The 25,984-nt window shown below is 65.1% G+C and carries 29 protein-coding genes and 1 tRNA gene; 15 read left to right on the top strand and 15 right to left on the bottom strand.

The window, feature by feature from the left end; genetic code table 11:
- Together LDO41_RS10490 and LDO41_RS10485 are read left to right on the top strand one after the other, a co-directional pair.
- Complete coding sequence (locus LDO41_RS10490; RefSeq protein WP_223987072.1) at nt 1-225, top strand: DUF2970 domain-containing protein; 225 nt, start codon at nt 1-3, stop codon at nt 223-225.
- A 71-nt stretch (nt 226-296) separates the two neighbouring features.
- The gene (locus LDO41_RS10485) at nt 297-1,157 is read left to right on the top strand and encodes a cytochrome c oxidase subunit 3 (protein WP_223986433.1); all 861 of its coding nucleotides are present in this window, start codon (nt 297-299) and stop codon (nt 1,155-1,157) included.
- 90 nt (nt 1,158-1,247) lie between these two features.
- Here the strand turns inward: LDO41_RS10485 and LDO41_RS10480 are convergent, their stop codons facing one another.
- The gene (locus tag LDO41_RS10480; RefSeq protein ID WP_223986431.1) at nt 1,248-1,457 is read right to left on the bottom strand and encodes a twin transmembrane helix small protein; all 210 of its coding nucleotides are present in this window, start codon (nt 1,455-1,457) and stop codon (nt 1,248-1,250) included.
- An 84-nt stretch (nt 1,458-1,541) separates the two neighbouring features.
- Between LDO41_RS10480 and LDO41_RS10475 the strand changes: the two genes are divergently transcribed.
- The 5 genes from LDO41_RS10475 to LDO41_RS10455 all read left to right on the top strand — a co-directional run bounded on the left by LDO41_RS10475 (nt 1,542) and on the right by LDO41_RS10455 (nt 5,760).
- Nucleotides 1,542-2,282, top strand: a complete 741-nt coding sequence (locus LDO41_RS10475; RefSeq protein WP_223986428.1) for an SURF1 family protein — start codon at nt 1,542-1,544, stop codon at nt 2,280-2,282.
- Between the two features lie 14 nt (nt 2,283-2,296).
- Entirely contained in the window at nt 2,297-2,992 is a 696-nt protein-coding gene (locus LDO41_RS10470; protein ID WP_223986425.1) for an SCO family protein, read from the top strand.
- A gap of 6 nt (nt 2,993-2,998) precedes the next feature.
- On the top strand, nt 2,999-4,102 hold the full coding sequence (locus tag LDO41_RS10465) for a COX15/CtaA family protein (protein ID WP_223986422.1): 1,104 nt from the start codon (nt 2,999-3,001) through the stop codon (nt 4,100-4,102).
- On the top strand, nt 4,099-5,046 hold the full coding sequence (locus LDO41_RS10460) for a heme o synthase (protein ID WP_223986420.1): 948 nt from the start codon (nt 4,099-4,101) through the stop codon (nt 5,044-5,046). Before LDO41_RS10465 ends, LDO41_RS10460 begins: the two co-directional genes overlap by 4 nt.
- A gap of 96 nt (nt 5,047-5,142) precedes the next feature.
- The gene (locus LDO41_RS10455) at nt 5,143-5,760 is read left to right on the top strand and encodes an SCO family protein (protein WP_223986417.1); all 618 of its coding nucleotides are present in this window, start codon (nt 5,143-5,145) and stop codon (nt 5,758-5,760) included.
- A gap of 103 nt (nt 5,761-5,863) precedes the next feature.
- Here LDO41_RS10455 and rpoH read toward each other — a convergent pair whose 3' ends face one another.
- A complete protein-coding gene (rpoH, locus tag LDO41_RS10450; protein WP_223987054.1) occupies nt 5,864-6,745 on the bottom strand; it encodes an RNA polymerase sigma factor RpoH in 882 nt (293 codons plus the stop codon).
- Between the two features lie 438 nt (nt 6,746-7,183).
- Between rpoH and LDO41_RS10445 the strand changes: the two genes are divergently transcribed.
- Entirely contained in the window at nt 7,184-8,059 is an 876-nt protein-coding gene (locus tag LDO41_RS10445) for a pirin family protein (RefSeq protein ID WP_223986414.1), read from the top strand.
- A 9-nt stretch (nt 8,060-8,068) separates the two neighbouring features.
- Here LDO41_RS10445 and ybiB read toward each other — a convergent pair whose 3' ends face one another.
- The 5 genes from ybiB to LDO41_RS10420 form a co-directional block, all read right to left on the bottom strand.
- Nucleotides 8,069-9,085: a DNA-binding protein YbiB gene (ybiB, locus tag LDO41_RS10440; RefSeq protein WP_223986411.1), complete on the bottom strand. Its 1,017-nt coding sequence runs from the start codon at nt 9,083-9,085 to the stop codon at nt 8,069-8,071.
- Between the two features lie 95 nt (nt 9,086-9,180).
- Complete coding sequence (locus LDO41_RS10435; protein WP_223986408.1) at nt 9,181-9,984, bottom strand: ABC transporter ATP-binding protein; 804 nt, start codon at nt 9,982-9,984, stop codon at nt 9,181-9,183.
- Nucleotides 9,985-10,000: 16 nt separating this feature from the next.
- Nucleotides 10,001-10,903, bottom strand: a complete 903-nt coding sequence (ntrB, locus tag LDO41_RS10430; RefSeq protein ID WP_377741794.1) for a nitrate ABC transporter permease — start codon at nt 10,901-10,903, stop codon at nt 10,001-10,003.
- 48 nt (nt 10,904-10,951) lie between these two features.
- Nucleotides 10,952-12,259 carry a CmpA/NrtA family ABC transporter substrate-binding protein gene (locus LDO41_RS10425; protein ID WP_223986391.1) on the bottom strand — a complete coding sequence of 436 codons (1,308 nt, stop codon included), beginning with the start codon at nt 12,257-12,259 and terminating at the stop codon, nt 10,952-10,954.
- Between the two features lie 378 nt (nt 12,260-12,637).
- Nucleotides 12,638-13,273 (bottom strand): ANTAR domain-containing response regulator, encoded by a 636-nt coding sequence (locus tag LDO41_RS10420; protein ID WP_223986388.1) that lies wholly within the window; start codon nt 13,271-13,273, stop codon nt 12,638-12,640.
- A gap of 192 nt (nt 13,274-13,465) precedes the next feature.
- On the opposite strand from LDO41_RS10420, the gene LDO41_RS10415 reads away from it, so the two are divergent.
- Both LDO41_RS10415 and maiA read left to right on the top strand, forming a co-directional pair.
- Nucleotides 13,466-14,167 carry a fumarylacetoacetate hydrolase family protein gene (locus tag LDO41_RS10415; protein WP_223986385.1) on the top strand — a complete coding sequence of 234 codons (702 nt, stop codon included), beginning with the start codon at nt 13,466-13,468 and terminating at the stop codon, nt 14,165-14,167.
- A 3-nt stretch (nt 14,168-14,170) separates the two neighbouring features.
- Nucleotides 14,171-14,818, top strand: coding sequence for a maleylacetoacetate isomerase (gene maiA, locus LDO41_RS10410; protein ID WP_223986382.1), 648 nt, complete (start codon nt 14,171-14,173; stop codon nt 14,816-14,818).
- A gap of 40 nt (nt 14,819-14,858) precedes the next feature.
- Here maiA and ftsY read toward each other — a convergent pair whose 3' ends face one another.
- Complete coding sequence (gene ftsY / locus LDO41_RS10405; RefSeq protein WP_223986380.1) at nt 14,859-16,118, bottom strand: signal recognition particle-docking protein FtsY; 1,260 nt, start codon at nt 16,116-16,118, stop codon at nt 14,859-14,861.
- A 61-nt stretch (nt 16,119-16,179) separates the two neighbouring features.
- Here ftsY and LDO41_RS10400 point away from each other — a divergent pair, with 61 nt between their 5' ends.
- The 5 genes from LDO41_RS10400 (at nt 16,180) to LDO41_RS10380 (ending at nt 20,875) form a co-directional block, all read left to right on the top strand.
- A complete protein-coding gene (locus tag LDO41_RS10400) occupies nt 16,180-17,748 on the top strand; it encodes a M16 family metallopeptidase (protein WP_223986376.1) in 1,569 nt (522 codons plus the stop codon).
- A 50-nt stretch (nt 17,749-17,798) separates the two neighbouring features.
- Nucleotides 17,799-19,166: a M16 family metallopeptidase gene (locus LDO41_RS10395; RefSeq protein ID WP_377741799.1), complete on the top strand. Its 1,368-nt coding sequence runs from the start codon at nt 17,799-17,801 to the stop codon at nt 19,164-19,166.
- 31 nt (nt 19,167-19,197) lie between these two features.
- A complete protein-coding gene (gene rsmD, locus LDO41_RS10390) occupies nt 19,198-19,965 on the top strand; it encodes a 16S rRNA (guanine(966)-N(2))-methyltransferase RsmD (RefSeq protein ID WP_290370876.1) in 768 nt (255 codons plus the stop codon).
- 91 nt (nt 19,966-20,056) lie between these two features.
- Nucleotides 20,057-20,548 (top strand): pantetheine-phosphate adenylyltransferase, encoded by a 492-nt coding sequence (gene coaD, locus LDO41_RS10385; protein ID WP_223986373.1) that lies wholly within the window; start codon nt 20,057-20,059, stop codon nt 20,546-20,548.
- A gap of 66 nt (nt 20,549-20,614) precedes the next feature.
- Nucleotides 20,615-20,875 (top strand): YfhL family 4Fe-4S dicluster ferredoxin, encoded by a 261-nt coding sequence (locus tag LDO41_RS10380; RefSeq protein ID WP_223986371.1) that lies wholly within the window; start codon nt 20,615-20,617, stop codon nt 20,873-20,875.
- A 100-nt stretch (nt 20,876-20,975) separates the two neighbouring features.
- Here LDO41_RS10380 and LDO41_RS10375 read toward each other — a convergent pair whose 3' ends face one another.
- The 7 genes from LDO41_RS10375 to lolB all read right to left on the bottom strand — a co-directional run bounded on the left by LDO41_RS10375 (nt 20,976) and on the right by lolB (nt 25,934).
- Nucleotides 20,976-21,692 carry an SDR family oxidoreductase gene (locus LDO41_RS10375; RefSeq protein ID WP_223986369.1) on the bottom strand — a complete coding sequence of 239 codons (717 nt, stop codon included), beginning with the start codon at nt 21,690-21,692 and terminating at the stop codon, nt 20,976-20,978.
- Nucleotides 21,693-21,717: 25 nt separating this feature from the next.
- Nucleotides 21,718-22,314, bottom strand: a complete 597-nt coding sequence (pth, locus tag LDO41_RS10370) for an aminoacyl-tRNA hydrolase (protein WP_223986366.1) — start codon at nt 22,312-22,314, stop codon at nt 21,718-21,720.
- A 104-nt stretch (nt 22,315-22,418) separates the two neighbouring features.
- Nucleotides 22,419-23,036 carry a 50S ribosomal protein L25/general stress protein Ctc gene (locus LDO41_RS10365; protein WP_223986350.1) on the bottom strand — a complete coding sequence of 206 codons (618 nt, stop codon included), beginning with the start codon at nt 23,034-23,036 and terminating at the stop codon, nt 22,419-22,421.
- Between the two features lie 136 nt (nt 23,037-23,172).
- Complete coding sequence (locus LDO41_RS10360) at nt 23,173-24,126, bottom strand: ribose-phosphate pyrophosphokinase (RefSeq protein ID WP_223986347.1); 954 nt, start codon at nt 24,124-24,126, stop codon at nt 23,173-23,175.
- A 103-nt stretch (nt 24,127-24,229) separates the two neighbouring features.
- A tRNA-Gln gene (locus tag LDO41_RS10355) sits at nt 24,230-24,306 on the bottom strand.
- Nucleotides 24,307-24,367: 61 nt separating this feature from the next.
- Complete coding sequence (gene ispE, locus LDO41_RS10350) at nt 24,368-25,264, bottom strand: 4-(cytidine 5'-diphospho)-2-C-methyl-D-erythritol kinase (protein ID WP_223986344.1); 897 nt, start codon at nt 25,262-25,264, stop codon at nt 24,368-24,370.
- A gap of 58 nt (nt 25,265-25,322) precedes the next feature.
- Nucleotides 25,323-25,934: a lipoprotein insertase outer membrane protein LolB gene (gene lolB / locus LDO41_RS10345; protein WP_223986341.1), complete on the bottom strand. Its 612-nt coding sequence runs from the start codon at nt 25,932-25,934 to the stop codon at nt 25,323-25,325.
- Between the last annotated feature and the right edge of the window lie 50 nt (nt 25,935-25,984).

Genomic DNA, 25,984 nt, shown 5'->3' with positions numbered 1-25,984 from the left:
ATGGACGACCTGAAACAAGCGACTCATCGCAAGGCTTCGTTCCTGCAAACGATGCGCGCAGTACTGTGGTCGTTCGTTGGGTTGCGCAAGGGCTCGGAGCACGAGTCCGACATGGCGAAGCTCAATCCGGTCCACGTCATCATCGCCGGACTGATCGCCGCGGCGATCTTTGTCGGCGTGCTCGTCGTGATCGTGCGCACCGTGGTGGGACAGGCAACAGGGTAGGGCAGCAGCACAAGACACAGCAGCACAATAAAAACCACTGAATCAGAGACTCTGAGCTGGAGATTAGAAGAATGAGTGCGAACCGCGCAAACGCTCCGTACTACTTCGTACCGGGCCCGTCGAGCCATCCGATCACGGCGGCCTTCGGGCTGCTGATGGTGGGCGGCGGCGCCGCCGGATGGGTCAACGGACAACCGTGGGGCCCTTACCTGGTCGGTGTGGGACTGGTGTGGTTCCTGTTCGTGCTGCGCGCATGGTTTGCCGACGCGATCGGCGAGTCGGAGGGGGGCAAGTACGGCAAGAACATCGACCTGTCGTTCCGCTGGTCGATGGGCTGGTTCATCTTCTCCGAGGTGATGTTCTTCGCGGCATTCTTCGGCGCGTTGTTCTACGCACGCTCGATCGCCATGCCGTGGCTGGGCGACCTCAACAACAAGATCATCTGGCCGGACTTCGCGGCCGTGTGGCCGAACACCGGTCCCGCGGGCGTGGTCGAGAAGTTCCAGACCATGGGCCCGTGGCCGATCCCGACCATCAACACGGCGCTGCTGCTGACGTCGGGCGTTACGCTGACGTGGGCGCACCACGCGCTGCTGGCCGGCAAGCGCAGCCAGGTGATCCAGGGCCTCTCGCTGACGATTCTGCTGGGCGCGATCTTCATGTGCCTGCAGGGCTACGAGTACTACCACGCGTACCACGAGCTGAACCTCAAGCTCACGTCGGGCGTGTTCGGCTCCACGTTCTTCCTGCTGACGGGCTTCCACGGTTTTCACGTGACGATGGGCGCGATCATGCTGGCCGTGATCCTCGGCCGCGTGCTGAAGGGCCATTTCACGCCCGATCACCATTTCGCGTTCGAAGGCGCCGCCTGGTACTGGCACTTCGTTGACGTGGTCTGGCTTGGTCTCTACGTGGTGGTCTACTGGCTCTGATCCCGGAGGGGAGTATCCTTGCGGTCGGGATGACAGAACGCAGGACGAGAGGCGCCGCGGGCGGAACTACCCCTGCGGCGCTTTGTCTTTTCAGGGATTCATCTGAATTCCGGTGCTGTGGATCCAACCCATCCAGTGCGAGAACAGGATGAACAGGAACAGCGCCACGGAAAAGCCGACGCGAAGCATCAGCGATCGCATCATGTTGGGCGTGCGGCCACGGTCGCGCATCATGAAGAACAGCGCCGAGGCCAGGCTGCCGATGATCAGGATAAAGGCTAGGGCAATGATGAAACGCATGACGGGGCGGGGACGTCCTTATCGGTATGCGGGCATGTGCGTGCATTATGGCACTCATGCCGTCGATGCAGTGGAGGTCCACGCATGAAGCTGTGGCGTTCGCCGGGTACCGTGCCGACCATCGCGGCCATTGCCGTGATGGTGATCACGTGCGTGCTCGGCGACTGGCAGTTGCAGCGCGGGCACGAGAAGACCGCGCGCGCGCAACGGCTCGCCACGCTCGCGGCGCAGGAGCCGGTGGACCTCAATGCCGGCGATATTCCGGGCGGTGGATTGAGCGATCGAACCGTGCGTGCACGCGGCCGCTTCGATCGCGCGCACACGGTGCTGCTCGACAATCGGCCGCATGGTACCGATGGTCGCGCGGGCTTTCTCGTCGTGACGCCATTGCGGCTCGACAGTGGCGCCAACGTGCTCGTGCTGCGTGGATGGTTGCCGCGCGACGCGCAGGACCGCACGCGCCTCGCGCCGTTCGACACGCCGGCCGGGGACGTCACGCTGAATGGCACCGCGCTCGACACGGTGCCGCGCGTCTATGGGCTGGGCGCTTCGGCCGATGCCGAGGCGGGCCGGCAGATCCGCCAGAACCTCGAGCTGCAGGCGTATGCGCGCGAGCTGGGCATGCCGCTGCTGCCGCTGGTGATTGAACAGACTACGGACACGCGCGATGGCCTCGCGCGCGACTGGACGCCCGCGGGCTTTGGCGCGGATCGCCACTATGGCTACGCGTTCCAGTGGTTTGGTATCGCGGCGCTGATGCTGGCGCTGCTGATCGTGCTCGGCGTGCGACGCGCGCGCCAGGAGCAGGGGGCGCAGGCCGCCTGATAACGAAAGAAGAGATGACCGTACAGATCCAATCCATGCCTCCGCAAGATCCTTCGGCCAAGACCCCTCGCACGCCTGGTGCTCCGCATACCGATGCACCCGTTGGTGACCGTATTGACGCGCGCACGCGCCGCGGCCGCCTGCAGATGCTCGTACTGCTGCTCGTCTGCGCGTCGCCTGTCATCGCGTCGTACCTGATGTACTACGTGGTCAAGCCCACCGGCGGCTCCACCAACTACGGCACGTTGATCGATCCGCAGCGCCCGATGCCGGCCGTGCAGATTGCCAACGAGCGCGACGAATCGGTACCGCTCGCGTCGATGCGTGGCAAGTGGCTGCTGGTCACGACGGACCCGGCGGCGTGCGACGAGGCCTGCGCGAAGAAGCTGTTCATGATTCGTCAGATTCGCGCGGGTCAGGGACAGGACCGCGAGCGCATCGTGCCGGTCTGGCTGATCCAGGACAAGGGCGCGGTGGACGAACGGCTCAGCGCCGCCTACAACGAACCCTATGCGGGCGTGCGTTTTCTGCGCATGGATGCGGCCGCGGTGCGGCAATGGCTGCCGGCGGACGCTGGCGCGCGCGCCGAGGACACGATCTTCCTCGTCGATCCGCTCGGCAATCTGATGATGCGCTTCCCTAAGGATCCCGATCCGGCCAAGATCAACGGCGACCTCAAGAAGCTTCTCAAGTATTCGCGTATCGGCTGACCAGGCATGCTGCTTCAACTCGCCATCATCGGCATTCTTATCGCGCTGTTGCCGCTCTCGTACGTGTTCGTGCGCGGCAGCCGCGATAAATATCGCAAGCTGGTCTGGATCACGGCGTTCCTGACGCTGGACCTGATCATGTTTGGCAGCTTCACGCGCCTGACCGACTCCGGTCTTGGCTGTCCCGACTGGCCCGGCTGCTACGGCCATTCGAACCCGCACGCGGCCATGGAACCGATCGCCGCGGCGCAGACCGCGCTGCCGAGCGGACCGGTCACGCATGTGAAGGCGTGGATCGAGATGATCCATCGTTATTTCGCCATGGGAGTTGGCGTGCTGATCATCGCGCTGATGGTGCTGGCGTGGGTCAAGCGCAAGGAACTGCGGCAGTCGCCGTGGTATGCCACCGGCGTGCTGGTGCTGGTCTGCGTGCAGGGCGCGTTCGGCGCGTTCACGGTGACGATGAAGCTGCAGCCGGTTATCGTCGTCACGCACCTGATGCTTGCGATGGGTCTGCTGGCGTCGCTGATCTGGCTTGGCTCGCGCAACGAGGCGCCACACGCCGTGGCGCCCCGGGCCGCCGGTCTGCGCTGGCCCGGCATCGTCGCGCTGACGCTGCTGGTGATTCAGATCTTTCTCGGTGGCTGGGTCAGCACCAACTATGCGGTGCTCGCCTGTACCGATTTTCCACTGTGCAACGGGCAGTTGATTCCCGAAATGGACTTCCGCCATGGCTTTACGCTCTGGCGGCAGCTCGGTATGACGGCGGACGGCAACTACATTCCGCACAGCGCGCTGGTGGCGATCCACTGGGTGCATCGCGGGTTTGCGTTCGTGGTGCTCGGGTACCTCGCATGGTTCGCGCTGCGCGCGCGCCGGCTGGAGGGTCTGACGCGCCACGCGCGGTGGCTGCTGGCCGTGCTGGCACTGCAACTGGCCACCGGTCTTTCCAACATCGTGTTCGACTGGCCGCTGATCGCCGCGGTCGCTCATAACGGTGGAGCAGCCCTGCTGCTGATACTGTTGCTCCGTCTCAACTACAATATCGGCCTCGCGACCCGAACCGCTGGTGCCGCCGCCCAACCATCCGTTGCAGCGCGCGCCACATGAAGGACAAGTCTTCTCCCGTGGTTACTGCTACACACCCCCACTCTTCCGTGGGCCGGTTACGTCATCTCCGACATCTGGCCCGTCAATACGCCGCGCTGACCAAGCCCCGCGTTACCCAACTCGCGGTCTTCTGCGCCGTGATCGGCATGTTCCTGGCCACGCCGGGCATGGTGCCGTGGTCCGTGCTGATCGGAGGCGCCGCCGGCATCTGGCTGCTGGCCGGGGCCGCGTTCGCCATCAATTGCCTGGTCGAGCAGAAGATCGATGCGCTGATGCGCCGCACCGCGTGGCGCCCTTCGGCCACCGGCGAGATCACCACGTTGCAGACGCTGATCTTCTCGGGCGTGCTCGGTGGCGCCGGCATGTGGCTGCTGCACGTGTTTGCCAACGATCTGACCATGTGGCTCACGTTTGCGACGTTCCTCGGCTATGCGGTGGTCTACACGATCCTGCTCAAGCCGGCCACGCCGCAGAACATCGTGATCGGTGGCCTGTCGGGCGCGATGCCGCCGGCACTGGGCTGGGCCGCCGTGGCGGGCACCGTGCCGGCCGAGGCGTGGTTTCTGGTACTGATCATCTTTACGTGGACGCCGCCGCATTTCTGGGCGCTCGCGCTGTACCGGCGCGCCGACTACGCCAAGTCGGGCCTGCCGATGCTGCCGATCACGCACGGCGAGCGCTACACGCTGCTGCATATCCTGCTGTACACGCTGACGATGATCGCGGCCACGCTGCTGCCGTTCGTCTACGGCATGTGTGGCTACATCTACCTGGTTGCGGCGATCGTGCTCGGGCTGATCTTCCTCGGCTACGCGTGGAAGCTGTTCCGCAACTATTCGGATGGCCTCGCGCAGCGCATGTTCCGCTTCTCGATCCTGTACCTGTCGCTGCTGTTCGCGGCACTGCTGATCGACCACTACTTCAAGTTCCTGCCGCAGATCTGACGTCTGCGGCATGTTGACGCGCCCCCCGCACATTCGATCGCCGGGGGAGCGTCGATCGGCGATACTGCCGAGGCTGATTTCGCCAACGACCCGCCAATGCCCACGTCTTTTCCCGCCCTGCCGGCGCTGCTGCGCCGTACCTTCGTCCTCTTCTGCTGCGCCTTCCTGCTGGCCGCCTGCGGCAAGCCCAAGCCCACGTTCCGCAACGTCGATATCTCGGGCGCCACCGGCTTCGGCAAGGACTTCGCACTGACCGATCCGTCGGGCAAGGTCCGCACACTGGCGGACTTCAAGGGCAAGGCCGTGGTGATGTTCTTCGGCTACACGCACTGCCCGGACGTCTGTCCGACCACGATGGCCGAACTCAAGGCCGTGATGGAGCAGATGGGCCCCGAGGCCGACAAGGTGCAGGTGCTGTTCGTCACCGTCGATCCGGAGCGCGATACCGCCGCGTTGCTGGGCCAGTACGTGCCCGCCTTCGATGCGCGCTTCCTGGGGTTGCGCCCCGAGAACGAAGCCGCGCTCAAGCAGGTCACGCAGGACTTCAAGGTGTACTACGCGAAGGTGCCCGGTACCTCGCCGAACAACTACACGATGGACCATTCGGCCGGCAGCTACGTGTTTGATCCGAGCGGTCAGCTGCGGCTGTTTATCCGCCACGGTCAGGGCCCGGATCCGATTGCACACGATTTGAAGACCCTGCTGGGCTCGTAAGCCAGCGCGCGAGACAGACCGAGAGACAAACACGCGCCACAAACACACGCGATAAACAAAAAGGGCCGGTCTGAGACCGGCCCTTTTTGCGTTGGCTGTGCAATCAGGCAAAAGCCTGCAGCGCGCCCTTCATCTTCTTCATCGCGGCCGTTTCGATCTGGCGGATACGCTCGGCGGACACGCCGAACTCGGCTGCCAGCTCATGCAGCGTGGAGCCGCCCGAGCCGTCGTCGTTCACGTGCAGCCAGCGCGCCTCGATGATGCGGCGGCTACGCGGATCCAGACGCTCCAGCGCTTCTTCCAGACCTTCCACCTGCATGCGGTCCTGACGCTGGGCCTCGAGCACGCGGGTCGGCTCGTTGTGATTGTCGGCCAGATACGCGATCGGCGCGAAGTCTTCCTCGCCGTCCTCGACCTGTCCTTCCAGTGCCAGATCGCCACCCGACAGGCGGGTTTCCATCTCCATCACTTCCTCGGGCTTCACGTTGAGCTCGCGCGCAACGGCTTCCACCTGTTCGGGCGTGAAGGTATGCGCATCCCGCTTGTGGCTGCGCAGATTGAAGAAGAGCTTGCGCTGGGCCTTGGTGGTCGCCACCTTGACCATGCGCCAGTTCTTGAGCACGTACTCGTGGATCTCGGCCTTGATCCAGTGGATCGCGTACGAGACCAGACGCACGCCCTGATCCGGGTCGAAGCGCTTCACGGCCTTCATCAGACCGATGTTGCCTTCCTGGATCAGGTCGGCGTGGGGCAGGCCATATCCCAGATACTGACGGGCGACCGACACCACGAGACGCAGATGCGACATCACCAGGCGACGGGCAGCATCGACCGACTCGGTGTCGCGCAGGTCTCGCGCCAGCGATTGCTCTTCCTCGGGGGTAAGCATCGGAACCCGGTGCACCGCCTGGATATACGCTTCCAGATTCCCCAGGGTACCCGGCAGCGTCAGCGCAAAGCTGGCGTTGGACTGGGTTGCCGGCAGGCGGCGGCTCGGGGATAGACCTGCAGCCGGGCTCGCTTGACCCAGCGCGATTTGATCAGCAGACAGGACTGCGTTCACTATGACTCCTTTCGCTTCCGGCGCTCTTATGCCGGGTGTAGCGTACTCCACATCGGATCGGCTACAGCACTGCAACGGATATTAGCACTCATGCCGGACGAGTGCTAAGTTGGAGTGGCAATGGGGTCGATAGTTCCGGACCATTGCAATCTCATTTCTAGTAGATTACGCCTTTTCTCTCTGTGAGGGGCTGCTCGCCATCCCGCCCCCAGTCTGGATCTGGCTGGAAGCGGCAGCTCACAGAGGGATTAGAGGGGCCAAAGCCGCTCCGGTTTCCTCGGGAATTCGGGATTCTGTGTTGCGGGATTCGCTACACTCAGGGCTGTCCTCGCGCATCTTTCCATTCCAACGGAGCCCCCAATGTCTGTTATCGAACACTTGCTCAAGCCCCATGTGCGGGACCTGGGCGATTTCACCGTGCGTCGGCTGCTGCCTGCCGCGACCACCCAGACCGTCGGTCCGTTTATCTTCTTCGATCACATGGGCCCCGTCGCCATGGAGCCCGGCCACGGCATCGATGTGCGACCGCATCCGCATATCGGGCTGGCCACCGTCACCTACCTGTTCGAGGGCGAGATCATGCACCGCGACAGTCTGGGTAGCGAACAGGTGATTCGCCCCGGCGACGTCAACTGGATGACGGCGGGGCGCGGCATCGCGCATTCGGAGCGCTCGCCCGACGCGTCGCGCGAAGCCGGGCCGCGCCTGCACGGTATTCAGACGTGGGTGGCGTTGCCACAGGCGCACGAAGCCGATCCGCCGTCGTTTCACCATCATCCCGGCGCGACGCTGCCGCATATCGAGCTGCCTGGCGTGCGTATGACCGTGATTGCCGGCGACGCCTTCGGCGCGGAGTCGCCCGTGCGCGTGTATGGCCGCACGCTGTATGTGGCCATCGAGATCGACGCGGGCGCGAGTCTGGTCATTCCGGCGGACCATGTGCAGCGCGGTATCTACGCGGTGGATGGCACGATCGCGCTCGATGGGGAAGCGGTGCCGACCGAGCACCTCGTGGTGCTGACGCCGGGCGAGCCGGTGACGCTCACGGCCAGCGAGCCGGCGCGCGTGATGTTGCTCGGCGGCGATCCGACCGACGGCCGGCGCTACATCTTCTGGAATTTCGTGGCCAGCAGCAAGGAGGCCATCGAGGAAGCGTCGCAGCGCTGGCAGGACGACCAGTTCCCACACGTGCCCGGCGAGACCGAGCGCATTCCGCTGCCCCAGCGTCGTCCCTGACGGTCGTCCTTAAACCGGATCGGCCCAGGTCACGCGCGTGCCGAGGTTCAGGCAGGCACGAATCGCGTCGGCCTGCGCCGCGATCGGCGCGGGTACCGGCTCGGCGCCATCCAGCACCTTGCGAATCCAGGCGGCGGTGGCATCGACGTCCGTGCCGACCGGCAGTTCCGGCACATCGCCGATGGACCCGCCCACCGGATCGACCAGCGTGCGCTGGTGACCGTCATGCATCCAGTCGATGCGTCCGCTGCGGCGCGCGTCGGCGACCACTTCGCCCTCGGTGCCACGCGCCAGCAGCACGTTGGCTGGCTCGTGCGAGAAATAATCGGTCAGCGTCTCGCGATACTCGGGGTGCGTGTAGCTGTAGAGCCTCAGCGCCTCGGCGGGCGTATGCGCGCCCACGGGCTGCAACATCTTGACGATCGTGTGCGAGGAGTTGCGCAGGCCGATGATCGCGCGCTTGTCGAGCAACTGGGCCAGCGCGGGTGACAGGACATCGATCGGCAACACGGCCAGCGGGCCCAAGCCATTACCGCCGGCGGCCGGCAGGCGCAGCCGGTCCTGCGCATCGCGCGTGGTCTCGCACAGCGGTGTGCCAAGCGCCTTGAACAGTGCGATGCTGGTCACGCGGCCCTGGAATTCGCGCGTACCGTGCACGAGCACGGGCACGCCGTCGCGCGCCAGCAGGTGCGCGAGCAGCGGCACGAGGTTCGGTTGCTTGCGCGCACCGTTGTAGCTTGGCATCACCACCACCGTGCGATCGGCGGGCGCGTCGAGCGGCAGGCAGTGGCCATGCGCGGCCTCCAGCATGCCGGCAAGCTCGTGCGGCGCCTCGCCCTTGATGCGGTAGGCCATCAGCACGGCACCGAGCTCGAGGTCGGAGACCTGACCGGCGAGCATCGCGTCGAACAGCGCCTGCGCATCCTCGCGGGGCAGCGCGCGGGCGCCGTTGACGCCACGGCCGATCTCCTTGATGTACTTCGCGGCGGAGAAAGTCGGGGAGCTGGGTGGTTGCGTGGACGTCATGATGTGGGGAGAGAATGGCTTATGGGTTTCATCATAGCGGACCCCGCCATCGCTCTCCACCCGACCGTGGTCGCGCGGCTCCCCGCGTGTCTCTCTTAAGCGGCCTCCGCCAGTGCCGGATTGCGCTGCTTGCGATAAAGGAAGTCCAGCACGGCCGTGCGGCACGCGTGATAGGCCTTGTCGTCGGCCAGCGCCACGCGGTCGCGCGGGCGCGGCAGATCCACCTTCAGGATCTCGCCGATGGTCGCGGCCGGGCCATTGGTCATCATCACGATGCGATCCGCCAGCAGCACGGCCTCGTCGACATCGTGCGTCACCATCACCACCGTGCTGCGCGTACGGTCGACGATCTTGAGCAGCGCGTCCTGCAGATGCGCGCGCGTGAGCGCATCGAGTGCGCCGAACGGCTCGTCCATCAGCAATACCTTGGGCTGCATCGCGAGCGCGCGCGCAATGCCCACACGCTGCTTCATGCCCCCCGAAATCTCGTGCGGATACTTGCTCTCGGCATGCGTCAGGCCCACCAGCGCGAGCGTGTCCTGGGTGCGCGCCTTGACCTGAGCCTTGCTCTCGGTGGCGCCGAACACGCGCTCCACGCCCAGATGCACATTCTCGAAGCACGTCATCCACGGCAGCAGCGAGTGGTTCTGGAACACCACCGCGCGCTCGGGGCCGGGGCCGGCGATCTCGCGGCCCGCGCAGATCAGCGCGCCCGAGGTCGGCGTGGTCAGGCCCGCGATCAGGTTCAGCAGCGTCGATTTGCCGCACCCCGAGTGGCCGATCAACGTGATGAATTCCCCTTCGGCGATGGAGAGGCTGACATCGCGTAGCGCGACGAACGGCCCCTTGCGCGTCTTGAAGGTCTGGCCGACGTTTTCAATGCTGACGAATTTTTCCATAAGGCTCACCGTGCGGTCAGTTGTTGCCGTAGCTGAAGCGGCGGGCCAGCGCGAGCAGCAGGTGCTCGAGGATCAGGCCCACCACGCCGATGATGAAGATCGCGATGACGATATGCTCGACCTTCAGGTTGTTCCATTCATCCCACAGCCAGAAGCCGATGCCGGTGCCGCCGGTCAGCATCTCTGCCGCGACGATCACGAGCCATGCGGTGCCGATCGACAGCCGCACGCCGGTCAGCATGTACGGCAGCACGGCGGGAAACAGCACGCGGCGGAACACCTGCCACTCCGACAGATCGAGCACGCGCGCCACGTTGAGGTAGTCCTGCGGCACGCGCGTGACGCCTACGGCGGTGTTGATGATCATCGGCCAGATCGAGCAGATAAAGATCGCCCAGATCGCCGCCGGGTTGGCGGCCTTGAACAGCAGCAGACCGATCGGCAGCCACGCGAGTGGCGAGACGGGACGCAGCAGGCTGATCACGGGTGCCATCATCGCGTTGAGAAATGCAAAGCGGCCGAGGATAAAACCGGCCGGAATGCCGACCACCGCCGCGAGGCCAAAGCCCGCGGCCACACGCGCCAGCGATGCCAGCACATTCCAGCCGATGCCCTGGTCGTTCGGCCCATTGCTGTAGAACGGATCGGTGAACAGTGGTACCGCGGCATCCCACGTCTTGCCGGGCGTGGGAATGGCTGGAATCAGCGTGGCGATGCCATGCCAGACCAGCACGAACAACACGAAGCCGAGCACGGGCGGCACGGTTTTCATGACGAGGCCCGACACCGCGTCGCGTCGGGCGGCGCGCGCCTCCTGCGCGGCAATCTCCCGCGCGCGGCGCGCGGCACGCTCCTTGACGTCGGGATCGGCGAAGCTATCTGCGGCGCGCTCGGGCGCGGTCTGCACAATGGTGTTCACGTCTGACTCCTGCATGCGGCAAATCGCGGTGGAAGGGCAGTGGAAAAATCAGGCCTTGATCTTGAAGCCGTCGACGTAGGCCTTCGGGTCCTTGGTGGCATCCCACACCACGCCATCGATCAGCTTGGCGGTGCGGAATTCCGACTTTGGCAGCGGCACCTGCGCGGCGGCGGCGGCCTGCTTGAACACGTCGATACGGTTCACCTGCTTTGCTACCGCGAGATAGTCCGGATGGTCTTTGAGCAGGCCCCAGCGCTTCTGCTGCGTGAGGAACCACATGCCGTCGGACAGGAACGGGTAGTTGGCGCTGCCGTCCTGATAGAACTTCATCGAGTCCGGATCGTCCCAGGTCTTGCCGAGGCCATTGGTGTAGCGGCCGAGCATGCGGTCGAGAATGATGTCCATGTCGGTGTTCACGTACGACTTGGCGGCAATCGTCTCGGCGGTCTTGCGGCGGTTGGACACCGACGCGTCGATGAACTTCGAGGCCTCGAGAATCGCGGCGGTCATCGCGCGCGCGGTGTTCGGATTCTTCTGCACGAACTCGGCCGTGGTGCCGAGCACCTTCTCCGGATGGTCCTTCCAGATCGCCTGCGTGGTCTCGGCCGTGAAGCCGATCTTGTCGGCGATGGCGCGCGCGCCCCACGGTTCGCCCACGCAGTAGCCGTCCATATTGCCCACGCGCATGTTCGCCACCATCTGCGGAGGCGGCACGGTAATCGCCTTGGCATCCTGCATTGGATTGATGCCGTTGGCCGCCAGCCAGTAATAGAGCCACATCGCGTGCGTGCCGGTGGGGAAAGTCTGCGCGAACACGTACTCGCGTTTCTCCTTCGTCATCAGCGCCCGGAGGCTCGCGCCATCCTTCACCCCTTTCTCGGCGAGCTTGGAAGACAGCGTGATGGCCTGGCCGTTGTGGTTCAGGTTCATCAGCACGGCCATGTCCTTCTTGGGGCCGCCGATGCCGAGCTGCACGCCGTAGACCAGTCCATACAGCACGTGCGCCGCGTCGAGTTCGCCATTGACCATCTTGTCGCGCACCGCGGCCCACGAGGCTTCCTTGCTCGGCGTGATCTTGATGCCGTACTTCTTGTCGAGCCCGAGCGTAGAAGCCATGACGACCGACGCGCAGTCGGTCAGCGGGATGAAGCCGATCCTCACCTCGGACTTCTCGGGCGCATCGGAGCCCGCGGCCCACGCCCCGCTACGCACCAGCGGATCGACGAGCGTCATGACGCTGGCCCCGGCGATGGTCGCCAGCACGCGGCGCCGGCCTTGGCTCGCGGGCACGATATCGGCGGTGGCGGTGTTGGTGGAGACACGCAGCGGCTTGGCGATCTTGAGGCGAGAGGGCATTGAGAGGCTCCAAATAAAAACGTCCCGAGCCGCCGCCCGCCTTCGCCAGGCAGGTGCAGTTCAGGACGTCGTTGTCCGGGATCGCGTGCCCGTCATTGGGCGCGCGCATCCATCGAGTTGTGTGTGTTGAAACCGGTGCGACTGGCGGCCTTCGTTGGCCGTCCATCGATAACGCAAGCGACGTGCCAGCGTGTGAATGGGGAAAATCCGCGCGAATTTCGTGCGAAATCGGGCGTAAGGCGCCTGAAAGGGGAAGCGCGCGGGGAATGGGTGGAGCGGATGGGTGCGCGGGGTCAGTGGCGACGCCCGAACGGGGCGGCCGGCAGCGCCACAGTTGTGCATTGCACCAGCGGCGTGCGCCGCTGGCTTCGGTCCAGCTTAAGCCATCACGTCGATGACGCGCTGGGCGGCGTCGACGAGCTTGATGCCACGTTCCATGGCCATGCTGCGCAGGCGCTTGTACGCCTCGTCCTCGCCAATGCCGCGTGCCTGCATCAGCAGGCCCTTGGCGCGCTCGACGACCTTGCGTTCAGCAAGTTTCAGCTTGGTGGCGTCGAGTTCGGCGCGCAGTTGCTGGTCGAGTTCGAAGCGCGCGTAGGCCACATCGAGCACGGTCTTCACACGCTCGGCGCGCAGGCCATCGACGATGTAGGCGGTAATGCCGGCGGTCAGCGCGGCCTTGATGCGCGCGGAATCGTCGTTATCGGTGAACAGCACGATTGGCCGCGGCGCGTGCTGGGTGGAGACGCACACGTGCTCGATCGTGTCGCGCGCGGCGGACTCCGACGCGATGATCACGAGGTCCGGCTGCTGGGCCGTGATCACGTCCGGCAGCCGCAGGTCCGCGTCGACCATCTGCACCTCCGTGAAGCCTGCCTGCGCCAATCCGGAGCGGATCGTCTCCACGTTGAGTGGATCGGCGTCGTGAGGATCCCGTACCAGCAGGATGCGCAGCGTGCGCACGGGCTGTACTGGCGCGACGGAGGCGGGAGGGGGAGGGTGGCGGCGGGTCATGGCTGTCGCTTCGGTTGCACTGCATCATGCAAGATTCGCGCCGACTTAGGAAGAGGAATGCATAAGAGAATGCGCGCGCCGCGCCTTCCGCGCGATGGCGGGTGTATGCTCTTGCACTGCCGCGGGCCCGGCAGCATCGTACGGCTGGCGCGGCTAACCTGCCCTACAAGACCAGAGTCTGGAGATAGTTGGATGACCGAGTTCGTATTCGCCCCGCAAGCCCCCGTTGGCGTTCCCGTGCGAGGCAGCAGCGCAAGCTTCCCCGTACGTCGTGTGTATTGCGTGGGCCGCAACTATGCGGCGCATGCGCGCGAGATGGGTTCGGACCCCGATCGCGAGCCGCCGTTCTTCTTCTGCAAGCCGTCTGACGCGGTGAGCTACGTGGCGGACAACAGCGAAGGCACGTTCCCGTATCCGCCGGGCTCGGGCAACGTTCACTACGAGATCGAACTGGTCGTCGCCATCGGCAAGGGCGGCAAGGACATCGCGGTCGAACAGGCGGCCAGCCACGTGTTCGGCTATGCGGTCGGCCTCGACATGACGCGTCGCGACCTGCAGAACGAATCGAAGAAGACGGGCCGTCCCTGGGAAACGGGCAAGGCCTTCGACAAGTCGGCGCCGATCGGCCCGATCGTGCCGGTGGCGGCCATTGGTCATCCGGCCAAGGGCGCGGTCACGCTGGCCGTGAACGGCGTGGAGAAGCAGCGCGGCGATCTGTCCGACCTGATCTGGTCGGTGCCGGAAATGGTGTCGTACCTGTCGAAGCTGTTCGAGCTGCAGCCGGGCGACCTGATCTACAGCGGCACGCCCGAAGGCGTGGGCCCAATCGTCAAGGGCGACGTCATGACCTGCCACGTCGAAGGCGTGGGCGACCTCACGGTCAAGGTGGCCTGACGCATGCTGAAGCTGTACAGCTACTTTCGTAGTTCAGCTTCGTACCGGGTACGGATCGCGCTCGCGTTGAAGGGCTTGCCCTACGACTACGAGCCGATCCACCTGCTCAAGGATGGCGGGCAGCAACTGAAGCCCGACTACCGCGCCGTCAATGCCGACGGTGTGGTGCCGGCGCTGATGGTGGACCAGCAACCACTGATCCAGTCGCTCGCCATCATCGAGTATCTCGACGAAACGCATCCGCAGCCGCCGCTGCTGCCGGGCAATCCGCTCGAGCGTGCGATCGTGCGTGGCCTCGCGCAGGAGATCGCGTGCGAGATCCATCCGCTCAACAACCTGCGCGTGCTGAAGTACCTCAAGCACCAGCTCGGCGTGGCGGACGAGGCCAAGGACGCGTGGTATCGCCATTGGATCGAGCAGGGCTTTGCCTCGCTCGAGGTGAACCTCGAACGCATCGGCCGTGTGGGCACGTTTGCGTATGGTGACGCGCCGACGCTGATCGACCTGTGCCTGGTGCCGCAGGTGTTCAACGCCCAGCGTTTCAAGGTGGATATGAGTCGCTACCCGGTGATCTCACGCATCAACGACGCCTGCCTTGCGCTGGACGCGTTCCGCGATGCGGCGCCCGGCGCGCAGCCGGACAGCGAGTAGTTTGCTGCTGCCCTCTTCCTGCGGGAAGAGGGCAATTCGATCAGCCCAGCAAGGCGTCCGCAAACTCGTCAGCCTTGAACGGCTGCAAGTCCTCGACCTTTTCCCCGACCCCGATAAAGTAGACCGGTACCGGACGCTGGCGAGCGATCGCGGCCAGGATGCCGCCCTTGGCGGTGCCATCGAGCTTGGTTACGATCAGGCCGGTCAGGCCGAGCGCGTCGTCAAACGCGCGCGTCTGCGCCAGCGCGTTCTGCCCGGTGTTGGCGTCGATCACGAGCAGCACCTCGTGCGGAGCCGATGGCATGGCCTTGCCGATCACGCGCTTGACCTTCCGCAGCTCTTCCATCAGGTGCAACTGCGTGGGCAGACGGCCCGCGGTATCGGCCATCACGATGTCGATGCCGCGCGCGCGCGCCGCGTTCACCGCGTCGAAGATCACCGCGGCCGGATCGCCGCTCTCCTGCGCGACGACGGTCACGTTGTTGCGGTCGCCCCAGATCGTCAGCTGCTCGCGCGCGGCCGCGCGGAACGTGTCGCCGGCCGCCAGCAGCACCGACTGTCCGTAGCTCTGGAAGTGCTTGCAGAGCTTGCCGATGCTGGTGGTCTTGCCGGCGCCGTTGACGCCCGCGATCATCATCACCAGCGGCTGGTCGCGGCCCAGCGCCATCGATTTCTCGAGCGGACGCAGCAGGTCGATCAGCAGCGCGCGGAGCGCGGCCTTGACGCCCTCGGCGGTCTCGATGCGCTCGCTCTTCACGCGGCGGCGCAGCTCGCCGAGCAGGTATTCGGTGGCCTCGACGCCCGCATCGGCCATCAGCAGCGCGGTTTCCAGTTCCTCGAACAGTGCCTCATCCACCTTCACGCCGACGAACAGCGTGCCGATATTGCGGCTGGTCTTGGACAGGCCCGCACGCAGGCGCGTCATCCAGCCGCGCTTGGCTTCGGCGGTCGGCGCCGGGGGCGGCGTGAGCTCCAGCTCTTCGACCGGCGTTGGCACCGGCAATGGCGCGGGGGCGGCAACCGGGGCCGGCGGCGGCGGTGGAACCTGCGCCGGCACGGGCACAGGCACGGGGACCGGCACTGGCGCAGGCACCGGTGCTGGGGTTGGCGTGGGGACTGGTGCCGGCGTAAAGACCGGTACCGGGATGGGCGTCGGCGTCGCGGCGGGCGACGGGGCGACGGGCGCGGGAACCAATGCCGGTGCGGAAACCGGCACGATTTCCGGCGTGGGTACAGCGGCCGGCGGCTCGGCAGGCGCAGGGGCCGGCTCGGCCTTGCGCTTCTTCCAGAAACTAAACATTGGGAAAGGGGTCACAATACCCGTTAGAATCAATCGCCAAAATTTTAGCAGACGGGGTCGCATGAACCATTGCGCTGTCTTTTTAGCTGACCGTACCGGCCGTGAAGGTGACCATCAGGTCAACCATCAGGCTGCCCATCAAGCCAGTCAGCATCGCGACACCCTGCGCGGCAAGTTTGCGCGCCGCGTCGTCCCGACTCTGATCGCGCTGACCTTCGCCGGCTCGGCGTTCGCGCAGGCCACAGCCGGAGCCACCAGCGCGCCGGCGCCCCAGGCACCGCCATCCGGCGCGCGCACCGCGGCGGCCGTCGGCCAGTCCGAGGCCGGCACTACCGAATTCACGCTGTCCAACGGCATGCGCGTGATCGTCAAGGAAGACCATCGCGCGCCGACGGTCGTCCATCAGATCTGGTACCGCACCGGTGCCGTCGACGAGTTGAGCGGCACCACGGGCGTGGCCCACATGCTCGAACACATGATGTTCAAGGGCACGCCCAAGGTGCCGGTGGGCGAGTTCTCGCGCCAGATCGCGTTGCTCGGCGGCCGCGAGAACGCGATGACCAACCGCGACTTCACGCTCTACTACCAGCAGATCGGCAAGCAATACCTGCCGAAGATGATGGAGCTGGAGGCCGACCGCATGGCGAACGTCATCTTCAAGAAGGATGAGTTCGAGCGCGAGATGAAGGTGGTCATGGAAGAGCGCCGCCTGCGCACCGACGACTCGCCGCGCGGCAAGGTCTACGAGCAGTTGCTCGCCACCGTGTACACGGCCATGCCGTATCGTCATCCGGTCATCGGCTGGATGGACGACCTCGTCAACATGCGTGTGGAAGACGTCCAGGCGTGGTATCGCGAATGGTACGTGCCGAACAACGCGCTGCTGGTGGTGGCCGGCGACGTCAAGGCGGACGAAGTGCGCAAGCTGGCGGAGCGCTATTACGGCAAGCTCAAGCCGCGCGCGCTGCCGTCGCGCAAGACGCAGCTGGAGGCGCCGCAGCAGGGCATCAAGCGGGTCTGGGTCAAGGCGCCCGCGCAGAACCCGTACATCGTGCTCGCGTACAAGGTGCCGCGCCTGCGTGACGTGGAGAAGGACGTCGATCCGTACGCGCTCGAGGTGCTGTCCGCGGTGCTGGATGGCTACGACAACGCGCGGCTCAATCGCGAGCTCGTGCGCCAGCAGCGTCTGGCCGACGACGTGAATGTGGGCTACGACAGCATCAACCGCAACGAATCGATCTTCGTGCTCGACGGTATTCCGGCCGATGGTCACACGACCGAGGAAATCGAGAAGGCGTTGCGCGAGGAAGTCCAGCGCATCGCGCGCGACGGCGTCTCTGAAGAAGAGCTCAAGCGCGTGAAGGCGCAGGTCATCGCCGGGCAGATCTACAAGCGCGATTCGGTGTTCGGTCAGGGCATGGAGATCGGTGTGGCGGAGATCGCCGGCATTCCGTGGCAGCAGATCGATCGCATGCTGGACAAGATCAAGGCGGTCACGCCGGCAGAGGTGCAGGCCGTTGCCGCGAAGTATTTCCACGACGACAACCTGACCGTGGCGACGCTGCTGCCGCAGCCGATCGACCCCAACAAGCCGAAGGCTTCTCCGGCGGCCGAGGGCCTGCGTCACTGAGTCAGGCGCACGGCGCCATTTTTTACGGAACGGGTCTTTAAGGAACTGTGATGTCCAGATATTCGCGTCAACTTGCCCGCGCGGCGCTCGGTGTGGCGATCGGTGTCGCCAGCATGGCCGCCGTGTCGTTCGCGCACGCCGCGATCCCGATCGAGAACTGGACTGCTTCGACCGGTGCGAAGGTGTTCTTCGTGCCGAGTCCGTCGATTCCGATGCTCGACGTCAATATCGACTTCGATGCGGGCAGCCGCTACGATCCGCCCGGCAAGGCCGGCCTGGCCACGCTGACCGCGGCGCTGCTCGACAAGGGTGCGGGCGCGCAGGATGGCCAGCCCGCCCGCAATGAGGCACAGATCGCCGATGCGTTTGCCGATACCGGCGCCGACTTCGGCGGCTCCGCCGGCGGCGATCGCAGCGGCGTGGGTCTGCGCACGCTGACGGCCGAGCCCGAGCGCAGCCAGTCGCTCAAGCTCGCGGGGCAGTTGATCAAGGCGCCGACGTATCCGGATGCCGTCATCACGCGCGAGAAGCAGCGCCTGATCGCGGCGATTCGCGAAGCCGATACGCGCCCCGGCTCGATCGCCGACAAGACGCTGTCGAAGGCGATCTATCCCAACCATCCGTATGGCGTGACGTCGACCCCCGCCTCGGTGGAATCGATTACACGCGATGACCTCGTGAAATTCTGGCGCGATAACTACAGCGCCAATCGTGCCGTGGTCACGCTGATCGGTGCCATCGATCGCAAGCAGGCCGAGGCGATTGCCGAGGACCTCACGCGCGGGCTGCCCGCCGGCGTGGCGGCGCCCAAGCTGCCCGACGTGCAGATGAAGATTGCCTCGAGCGAGCAGCGCATTCCCCATCCGGCGCAGCAGGCCAGCGTGTCGATCGGCGCGCCGTCGATCGCGCGTGGAGATCCCGACTACTTCGCACTGCTGGTGGGCAACTACGTGCTCGGCGGCGGCGGGTTCAGCTCGCGGCTGACCAACGAGGTGCGCGAGCGGCGTGGACTGACGTATGGCGTGGACAGCTACTTCGCGCCGGCCAAGCAGCCCGGCCCGTTCGGCATCACGCTGCAGACCAAGAAGGAGAACACCAACGAGGCGCTGGCGCTCGTGCGTGAGGTCACAGCCAAGTTCGTGGCCGAGGGCCCGACCGATGCCGAACTGCGCGCGGCCAAGGACAACCTCGTCAACGGCTTCCCGCTGCGTATCGACAGCAACCGCAAGCTGCTGACCAATGTGGCCAACATCGGCTGGTACGGCTTGCCGCTCGACTACCTGGACACATGGACCGCGCAGATCGCCAAGGTGACGCGCGAGCAGGTGCGCACGGCGTTCCAGCGCCACGTCCATCCGGACGGGTTGGCCACGGTGATCGTGGGTGGTCCGGTAGAGAATCAGGCCGCCGGCAAGTAGAGGATTGGCCGACAGGCTCTACAATCCTGTCATGACTTCGCGTAACGCATCCCAGACCCGGGGTGGTGCAGATGGCGCATCGGGCGCTTCCGGCACATCCACCACCTCCGCCGAACCTCCTTCCCGCCCCTCAGGTGCCCCAGGTACTTCAGGTACCTCAGGTGCCTCGGGTACCTCAGGTGCGAAATCGCCGCGCGCACGCGCGGCATCCTCCCGCCCGCGTCAGACGCCCGCGCAGGTCCGCATCATCGGCGGCCGCTGGAAGCGCTCGCTGCTGCCCGTGCTGGAGGCCGAGGGCCTGCGCCCGACACCCGATCGCGTACGCGAGACGCTCTTCAACTGGCTCGGTCAGGATCTGAGCGGATGGCATTGCCTCGATCTGTTCGCTGGCTCGGGCGCACTCGGGTTTGAAGCTGCCTCGCGCGGCGCGACAGCCGTCACGCTCGTCGAGACCAACCCCCGTGTGGCGCGTCAGTTGCGCGACAACCAGTACCGTTTCGATGCCGGCGGCGTGAAGGTCGTGCAGGGCGATGCGTTCACGGTGGCGGCGCAGATGCCCGCGGCCAGCTTCGACGTGGTCTTCCTCGATCCCCCGTTCGCCGAAGACTGGCTGGGGCCGGCGCTCGAGCATGCGGCGCGGCTCACGCGTCCGGGCGGCGCCGTGTATGTGGAAACCGATCGTGCGCTGATCGGCCCTGATGCACCGATTCCCGCAGCATTGGAGATCGTGCGTCAGGCGCGCGCCGGCGCGGTGCACTTCCACCTGCTGCAACACCGGCAACCGGGGCAGGCCGGCTAGCGATGCGCTCGGCAGCGCCTTGTCTTCAGAGATTTTGGCGTTACACTACGCCGCTGTTGTTTCAATAGAGCGGTCTCCCCAAGGAGGAAGTATGGTCATCGCGGTTTACCCCGGCACGTTCGATCCCATGACCCGGGGGCACGAGGATCTGGTCCGCCGTGCGTCGAACATCTTCGACGAACTCGTGGTCGGCGTGGCGCACAGCCCCAACAAGCGTCCGTTCTTCTCGCTCGAGGAACGCATCGGCATCGCGCGTGAAGTGCTCAACCACTACCCGAACGTGCGTGTCGAAGGTTTCTCCGGACTGCTCAAGGACTTCGTGCGCAAGAACAATGCGCGCGTGATCGTGCGCGGCCTGCGCGCGGTGTCGGACTTCGAATACGAGTTCCAGATGGCCGGCATGAACCGCTATCTGCTGCCCGATGTCGAGACCATGTTCCTGACCCCGTCCGACCAGTACCAGTTCATCTCCGGCACCTTTGTGCGCGAGATCGCCGTACTCGGTGGCGACGTGAGCAAGTTCGTGTTCCCGTCGGTCGAGCGCTGGCTCAACGAGAAAATCGGCAAGTCCGAATCGGAATAGAATGGAGCCTGCGATCCGTGACGACGCGGCCAGTCGGGCGCACGCGGATAGCCGGAAGGAAATATCATGGCGCTACTGATCACCGACGACTGCATCAACTGCGACGTTTGTGAACCCGAGTGCCCGAACGAAGCGATTTCGATGGGGCCCGAGATCTATGAGATCGACCCCAACAAATGCACCGAATGCGTGGGGCATTTCGACGAGCCGCAATGCCAGCAGGTTTGCCCCGTCGCATGCATCCCGAAGGACCCTAATCGGGTCGAGACGCAAGAGGTGCTGATGCAACGCTATCGGCTGCTGACAGCAGCCAAACACGCGGCCTGAAGGTCGTCGTTCGGCACCGAAAATAACAACGATACCCCGTACCAAAGCAAAACCCCGCACAGCGCGCGCCGTGCGGGGTTTTTTCTTGCCGACGATGCTGTCAGACCGAGCGCGTCAGCCCGCCATCGACGCGCAGGTTCTGGCCGGTGATATAGGCCGCCCCGTCGGACGCCAGAAACGCGATGGTCGCGGCGATCTCGTCGCTGGTGCCGTAGCGCTTGAGCGGCACGCTGTCACGCCGTTGCTCGGTGGCCGGCAGGCTGTCGATCCAGCCCGGCAGCACGTTGTTCATGCGGATATTGTCCTTGGCGTGCGTGTCCACGAAAATCTTCGTGAATGCCGAGAGCCCCGCGCGAAACACGGCCGAGGTCGGGAACATCTCGCTGGGCTCGAAGGCCCATGCCGTCGAGATATTGATGATGGCGCCCCCTTTTTGCCGCTGCATCACGGGCGTGACCAGGCGCGTGGGGCGAATCACGTTGAGCAAGTACGTGTCCATGCCGCGATGCCAGTCTTCGTCCGAGATGTCGAGGACCGGACCGCGCGGGCCATGACCGGCGCTGTTGACCAGCACGTCGATGCGGCCCCAGCGTGCCAGCACCGCATCGACCAGCCGCTGCAGGTCGTCGTTGGACTGGTTCGAGCCCGTGATGCCGAGCCCGCCGAGTTCGTGGGCCAGCGCCTCGCCCTTGCCCGATGACGACAGGATGCCGACGTGGTACCCGTCCGCTGCCAGCCGCCGCGCGGCCGCCGCCCCCATGCCGCTGCCCGCCGCGGTCAGGATCGCTACTTTCTGTGTCGCTACACTCGCCGTCATGCCGATGCCTCGTTAGTGGGTGTCTTCAGCGGTTGGTATGGAGCGCCATCATCGCGCGTTCCGTCTCGCCGCGTGCCAGCAGGCCGAGCGGCTCCATGCAACGGTCGATGGCCTCGTCGATGGCCTGCTGTTCTTCCTTGCGCGGTGGCTTGAGCACGAAGTTGACCACGTCCTCGCGCCCCCCTGCGGCACCACCGGGCGCATTGCGCGGATGGCCGACCCCAAGCCGCAGGCGCCAGTAATCCTGCGTGGTCAGATGCGCGGCGATGTCCTTGAGGCCATTGTGGCCACCGGAGCCGCCACCGCGCTTGAGCTTGACCGCCCCCGCCGGCAGATCCATCTCGTCATGCGCGACCAGGATCTCGTCGGGAAGAATCTTGTAGAAACGCGCGAGCGAGACGACCGACAGGCCCGAGCGGTTCATGAACGTCGACGGCTTGAGCAGCCAGATGTCCTGGTCCCACAGCCGTGCGCGGCCCGCCAGGCCATGGAAACGGCCTTCCACGCGCAGCGTGGTGCCGCCCATGCGGGCGAGCTGATCGACGAGCCAGAAGCCCGCGTTGTGACGCGTGGCCTCGTATTCGGCCCCGGGGTTTCCGAGGCCCACGATGAGCTTGATCATGCGATATTCGTGCGAGAAGACGTGCAGCGGAAAAGGATACGCGAAACTGAGCGCGAAAAAAAACCGCCGGCGAACCGGCGGTTTTCCTGAAGCGGAGCGCGAGCTTAAGCAGCCGGCGTTTCGCCTGCGGCAGCGTCGCCTTCAGCGGCTTCCGACACACCGCCAGCCGGCAGCGAGATCGTGGCCACTGCGGGGTTGTCGTCACCGTGGGTGATCACGGTCACGCCCTTCGGCAGCTTGATGTCCGACAGGTGGATGGTCTGGTTCAGTTCTGCATTGGCCAGATCCACTTCGATGAACTCGGGCAGGTCGGCCGGCAGGCACGACACTTCCAGGTCGTTCAGGATGTGGTTGATGATGCCGTGGCCGAGCTTCACGCCAGGAGCGGATTCCTGGTTCATGAAGTGCAGGGGCACCTTCACGTGGATCTTGTCGGTGGCCGACACGCGTTGGAAATCAACGTGCAGCACCAGCGGCTTGAACGGGTGCATCTGGAATGCGCGCAGCAGGGCCTTCTCGGTCGTGCCGCCAACTTCCAGATCCAGGATCGACGAGTGGAACGCTTCCTTCTTCAGGGCGTGCCACAGCGCGTTGTGATCCAGTTCGACCATCTTCGGTTCGGCGGCGCCGCCGTAGATGATGCCGGGGGTCTTGCCGGCGTTGCGCAGGCGGCGGCTCGCACCCGTTCCCTGTACGCTACGCTCAAAAGCGATAACTTTCATTGTTGAACTCCAATGTTCCAGATGTGAATAAGGCTGTCCGCGACCAGACAGCCTTGGGAAGCACATTGGGGACCGAAACCCGGTCCCCAATGCGTTAAAAACCAGTTAAGCCCGCGATTCTAACAGGATCCGCGGATCAGGAGTCAGCGAAGAGCGACATGATCGAGTCGCCCTTGATGATCCGCGTGAACGTCTCGGCCAGCAGCGGCGCCGTCGACAACTGACGGATCTTGCCGGAGCTGAGGGCCTCGTCGCTGAGGGGGATCGTGTCGCAGACCACCACTTCGTCGAGCTCGGAAGCCGCGATGCGGGCCGCCGCGCCACCCGACAACACCGGGTGCGTACAGTACGCGAACACCTTCTGCGCACCGCGTTCCTTCAGCACCTGGGCCGCCTTGCACAGCGTGCCGCCGGTGTCGATCATGTCGTCCATGATCACGCAGTTGCGGCCGTCCACTTCACCGATGATGTTCATCACCTCGGCCACGTTGGCCTTGGGACGACGCTTGTCGATGATCGCCAGATCGCAGTTCAGCTGCTTGGCCAGTGCGCGTGCGCGCACCACGCCGCCGACGTCCGGCGAGACCACGAGCAGATCGCCGTAGTTCTTCTCGCGCAGATCGCCCAGCAGAACCGGCGATGCGTAGATGTTGTCAACGGGGATGTCGAAGAAGCCCTGGATCTGATCGGCGTGCAGGTCCATCGTCAGCACGCGCTCGACGCCCGCGACCTCGAGCATGTTCGCCACGACCTTGGCCGAGATGGCGACACGCGCGGAACGCGGACGGCGATCCTGGCGCGCATATCCGAAGTAGGGCATGGCCGCGGTGATGCTACGTGCCGAGGCGCGCTTCAGCGCATCGACCATCACCATCAGTTCCATCAGATTGTCGTTGGTCGGCGCGCAGGTGGACTGCAGCACGATGACGTGCTTGCCACGAACGTTTTCCTGGATCTCGACCTGGACTTCGCCGTCGGAGAAACGGCCCGTCAACGCCTTCCCGAGCGGAATGCCGAGGTGCTGTACGACAGCCTCCGCGAGTTTGGGGTTGGCGTTGCCGGTAAATACCATCAAGCCTTCGCTGCTCATTCGGGGCACCTGTCTTGCTGCTGGGGGAGTTGTTGCTGCCGTCCGCCGGGGGCGGCGGTTACGGCTGCTGACATGCGGTCCATGGGGACACTATAGGAAGTAATGGCAGGGGAAGAAGGATTCGAACCTTCGAATGCCGGAATCAAAATCCGGTGCCTTGACCAACTTGGCGACTCCCCTACACAACCTTTCATCATCCATCGTCACGTTAGACTGCCACATGACGCCAGACGAAAACTTGCTATGCGAAAGCTGCGAGCGGATGTTGCGTCAAACTCTTCGCACATCTGCCATCCCACTCGGATGGCAACCGATCCAGCACCTGCTGCGCTGTCTGCGCATCGTCGAAACGGGCAAACACGCAGGCTCCGGATCCGGTCATCCTCGCATGCGGACTATATTGTCTCAGCCATGCAAGGGCTCGGGCAACCTCGCCGAACTTCGCCGTTGCCACCGCTTCCAGATCGTTGCGACCGAAAGCGAATTTGTTTGTGCAAGCAGCGAAGTCCGCAACTATAGAGATTGGCGTATTTCTTGTCAAGCGCTGGTCGGAAAAAATTGCAGCTGTCGGCACATGCTCGCGTGGGTGAATTACGACGAACCAGCTGTCGGGCAAATCGACCGCGGTCAGCTCTTCGCCGATGCCTTCCGCGAACGCGTTCTGACCGAACACGAACACCGGTACATCGGCGCCGAGCGCGAGGCCGATCTCCATCAGTTTCGCGCGCGGCAGGCGCAGTCCCCACAGATGATTGAGCGCGAGCAGCGTGGTGGCCGCGTCGGACGAACCGCCGCCGATACCACCGCCCATCGGCAGTCGCTTGTCGACCGCGATGTCCACCCCGAAGCGCGTGCCGGTGGCCGTTTGCAGCGCGCGCGCCGCGCGCACCACAAGGTCGGTATCGGCGGGCACGCCGGCGATCTCGGTCGTGCGCGCGACGACGCCGTCCTCGCGTCGATGGAAATGCAGCGTGTCGCTCCAGTCGATCAACTGGAACACGGTCTGCAACGTGTGATAGCCATCCGCGCGGCGGCCGGTCACGTGCAGAAACAGATTGAGCTTGGCCGGTGCCGCGCAGTCGCGCAGATCGGGCGGCGGCAGTGTTGCCGTGGAGGAATTCGTATCGATGACGGTCATGCTGGGAGGCGACGAACTAGCGAGGCTAAGGGCTGGCGAACGTTGGCGGCGCGGGTGGTTATTGCGCTTCCGGATCGATGACCAGGCGCACGGTCAGCGGCGAGTCGCCGGTGTCGCGCGCGAGGTCGATGCGGCGCGGCCGCGCGGTGGTCACCGCTGTGCCCTGCGGTGGCTCCTGCCAGTCGACGTAGCGCACGGTCCAGCCATTCTGCGTGAGCGTGTCCAGACGACCCTTGACGTCGCGTGTCGCATTGGCGGGCGCGCCCGCCGTGGGCCGACCGTGGATCCAGTCGCGCAGGCCCGATACCGGCAGCGCAAAGCCGAGCGACTGCTCCATCAGGCTATCGACTTCCGGTGCGTTGCGCGGGGCTTCATTGGGCAGGTCGAGCGTGGCGCCCGATGGCGTCGAGGTGATCACGGCCAGCGTCTGTCCCAGTGGCGAGACGAGGTCGAGACGCACGTTGCGCCCCTGCTCCTGCCAGCGGAAGCTGCCCTGCACACCTTCGTTGCGACCGTAGCGCACGTAGTTCGCGGCAAAGCGGCCGGAGTAGTTCTCGGTGCGCGCCGTCTCGCCAGCGTCGAAGCTGCGGGTCGGGGTAACGCTCGCACAGGCCGCGAGCCAGAGCGGGGCGGCCACGCAAAGCAGGGCCAGACGACGGGAACGAATCATCTCGGATGGTCGGGAATCGATAGCGCCAGCGTGCGCGCCGGATTGACATG

It is taken from the genome of Cupriavidus pampae (assembly GCF_914271485.1).
GTDB classification, from domain to species: domain Bacteria; phylum Pseudomonadota; class Gammaproteobacteria; order Burkholderiales; family Burkholderiaceae; genus Cupriavidus; species Cupriavidus pampae.
The sequence above is the reverse complement of the archived record's forward strand: the minus strand, read 5'-3'. Positions and strand labels throughout refer to the sequence as shown.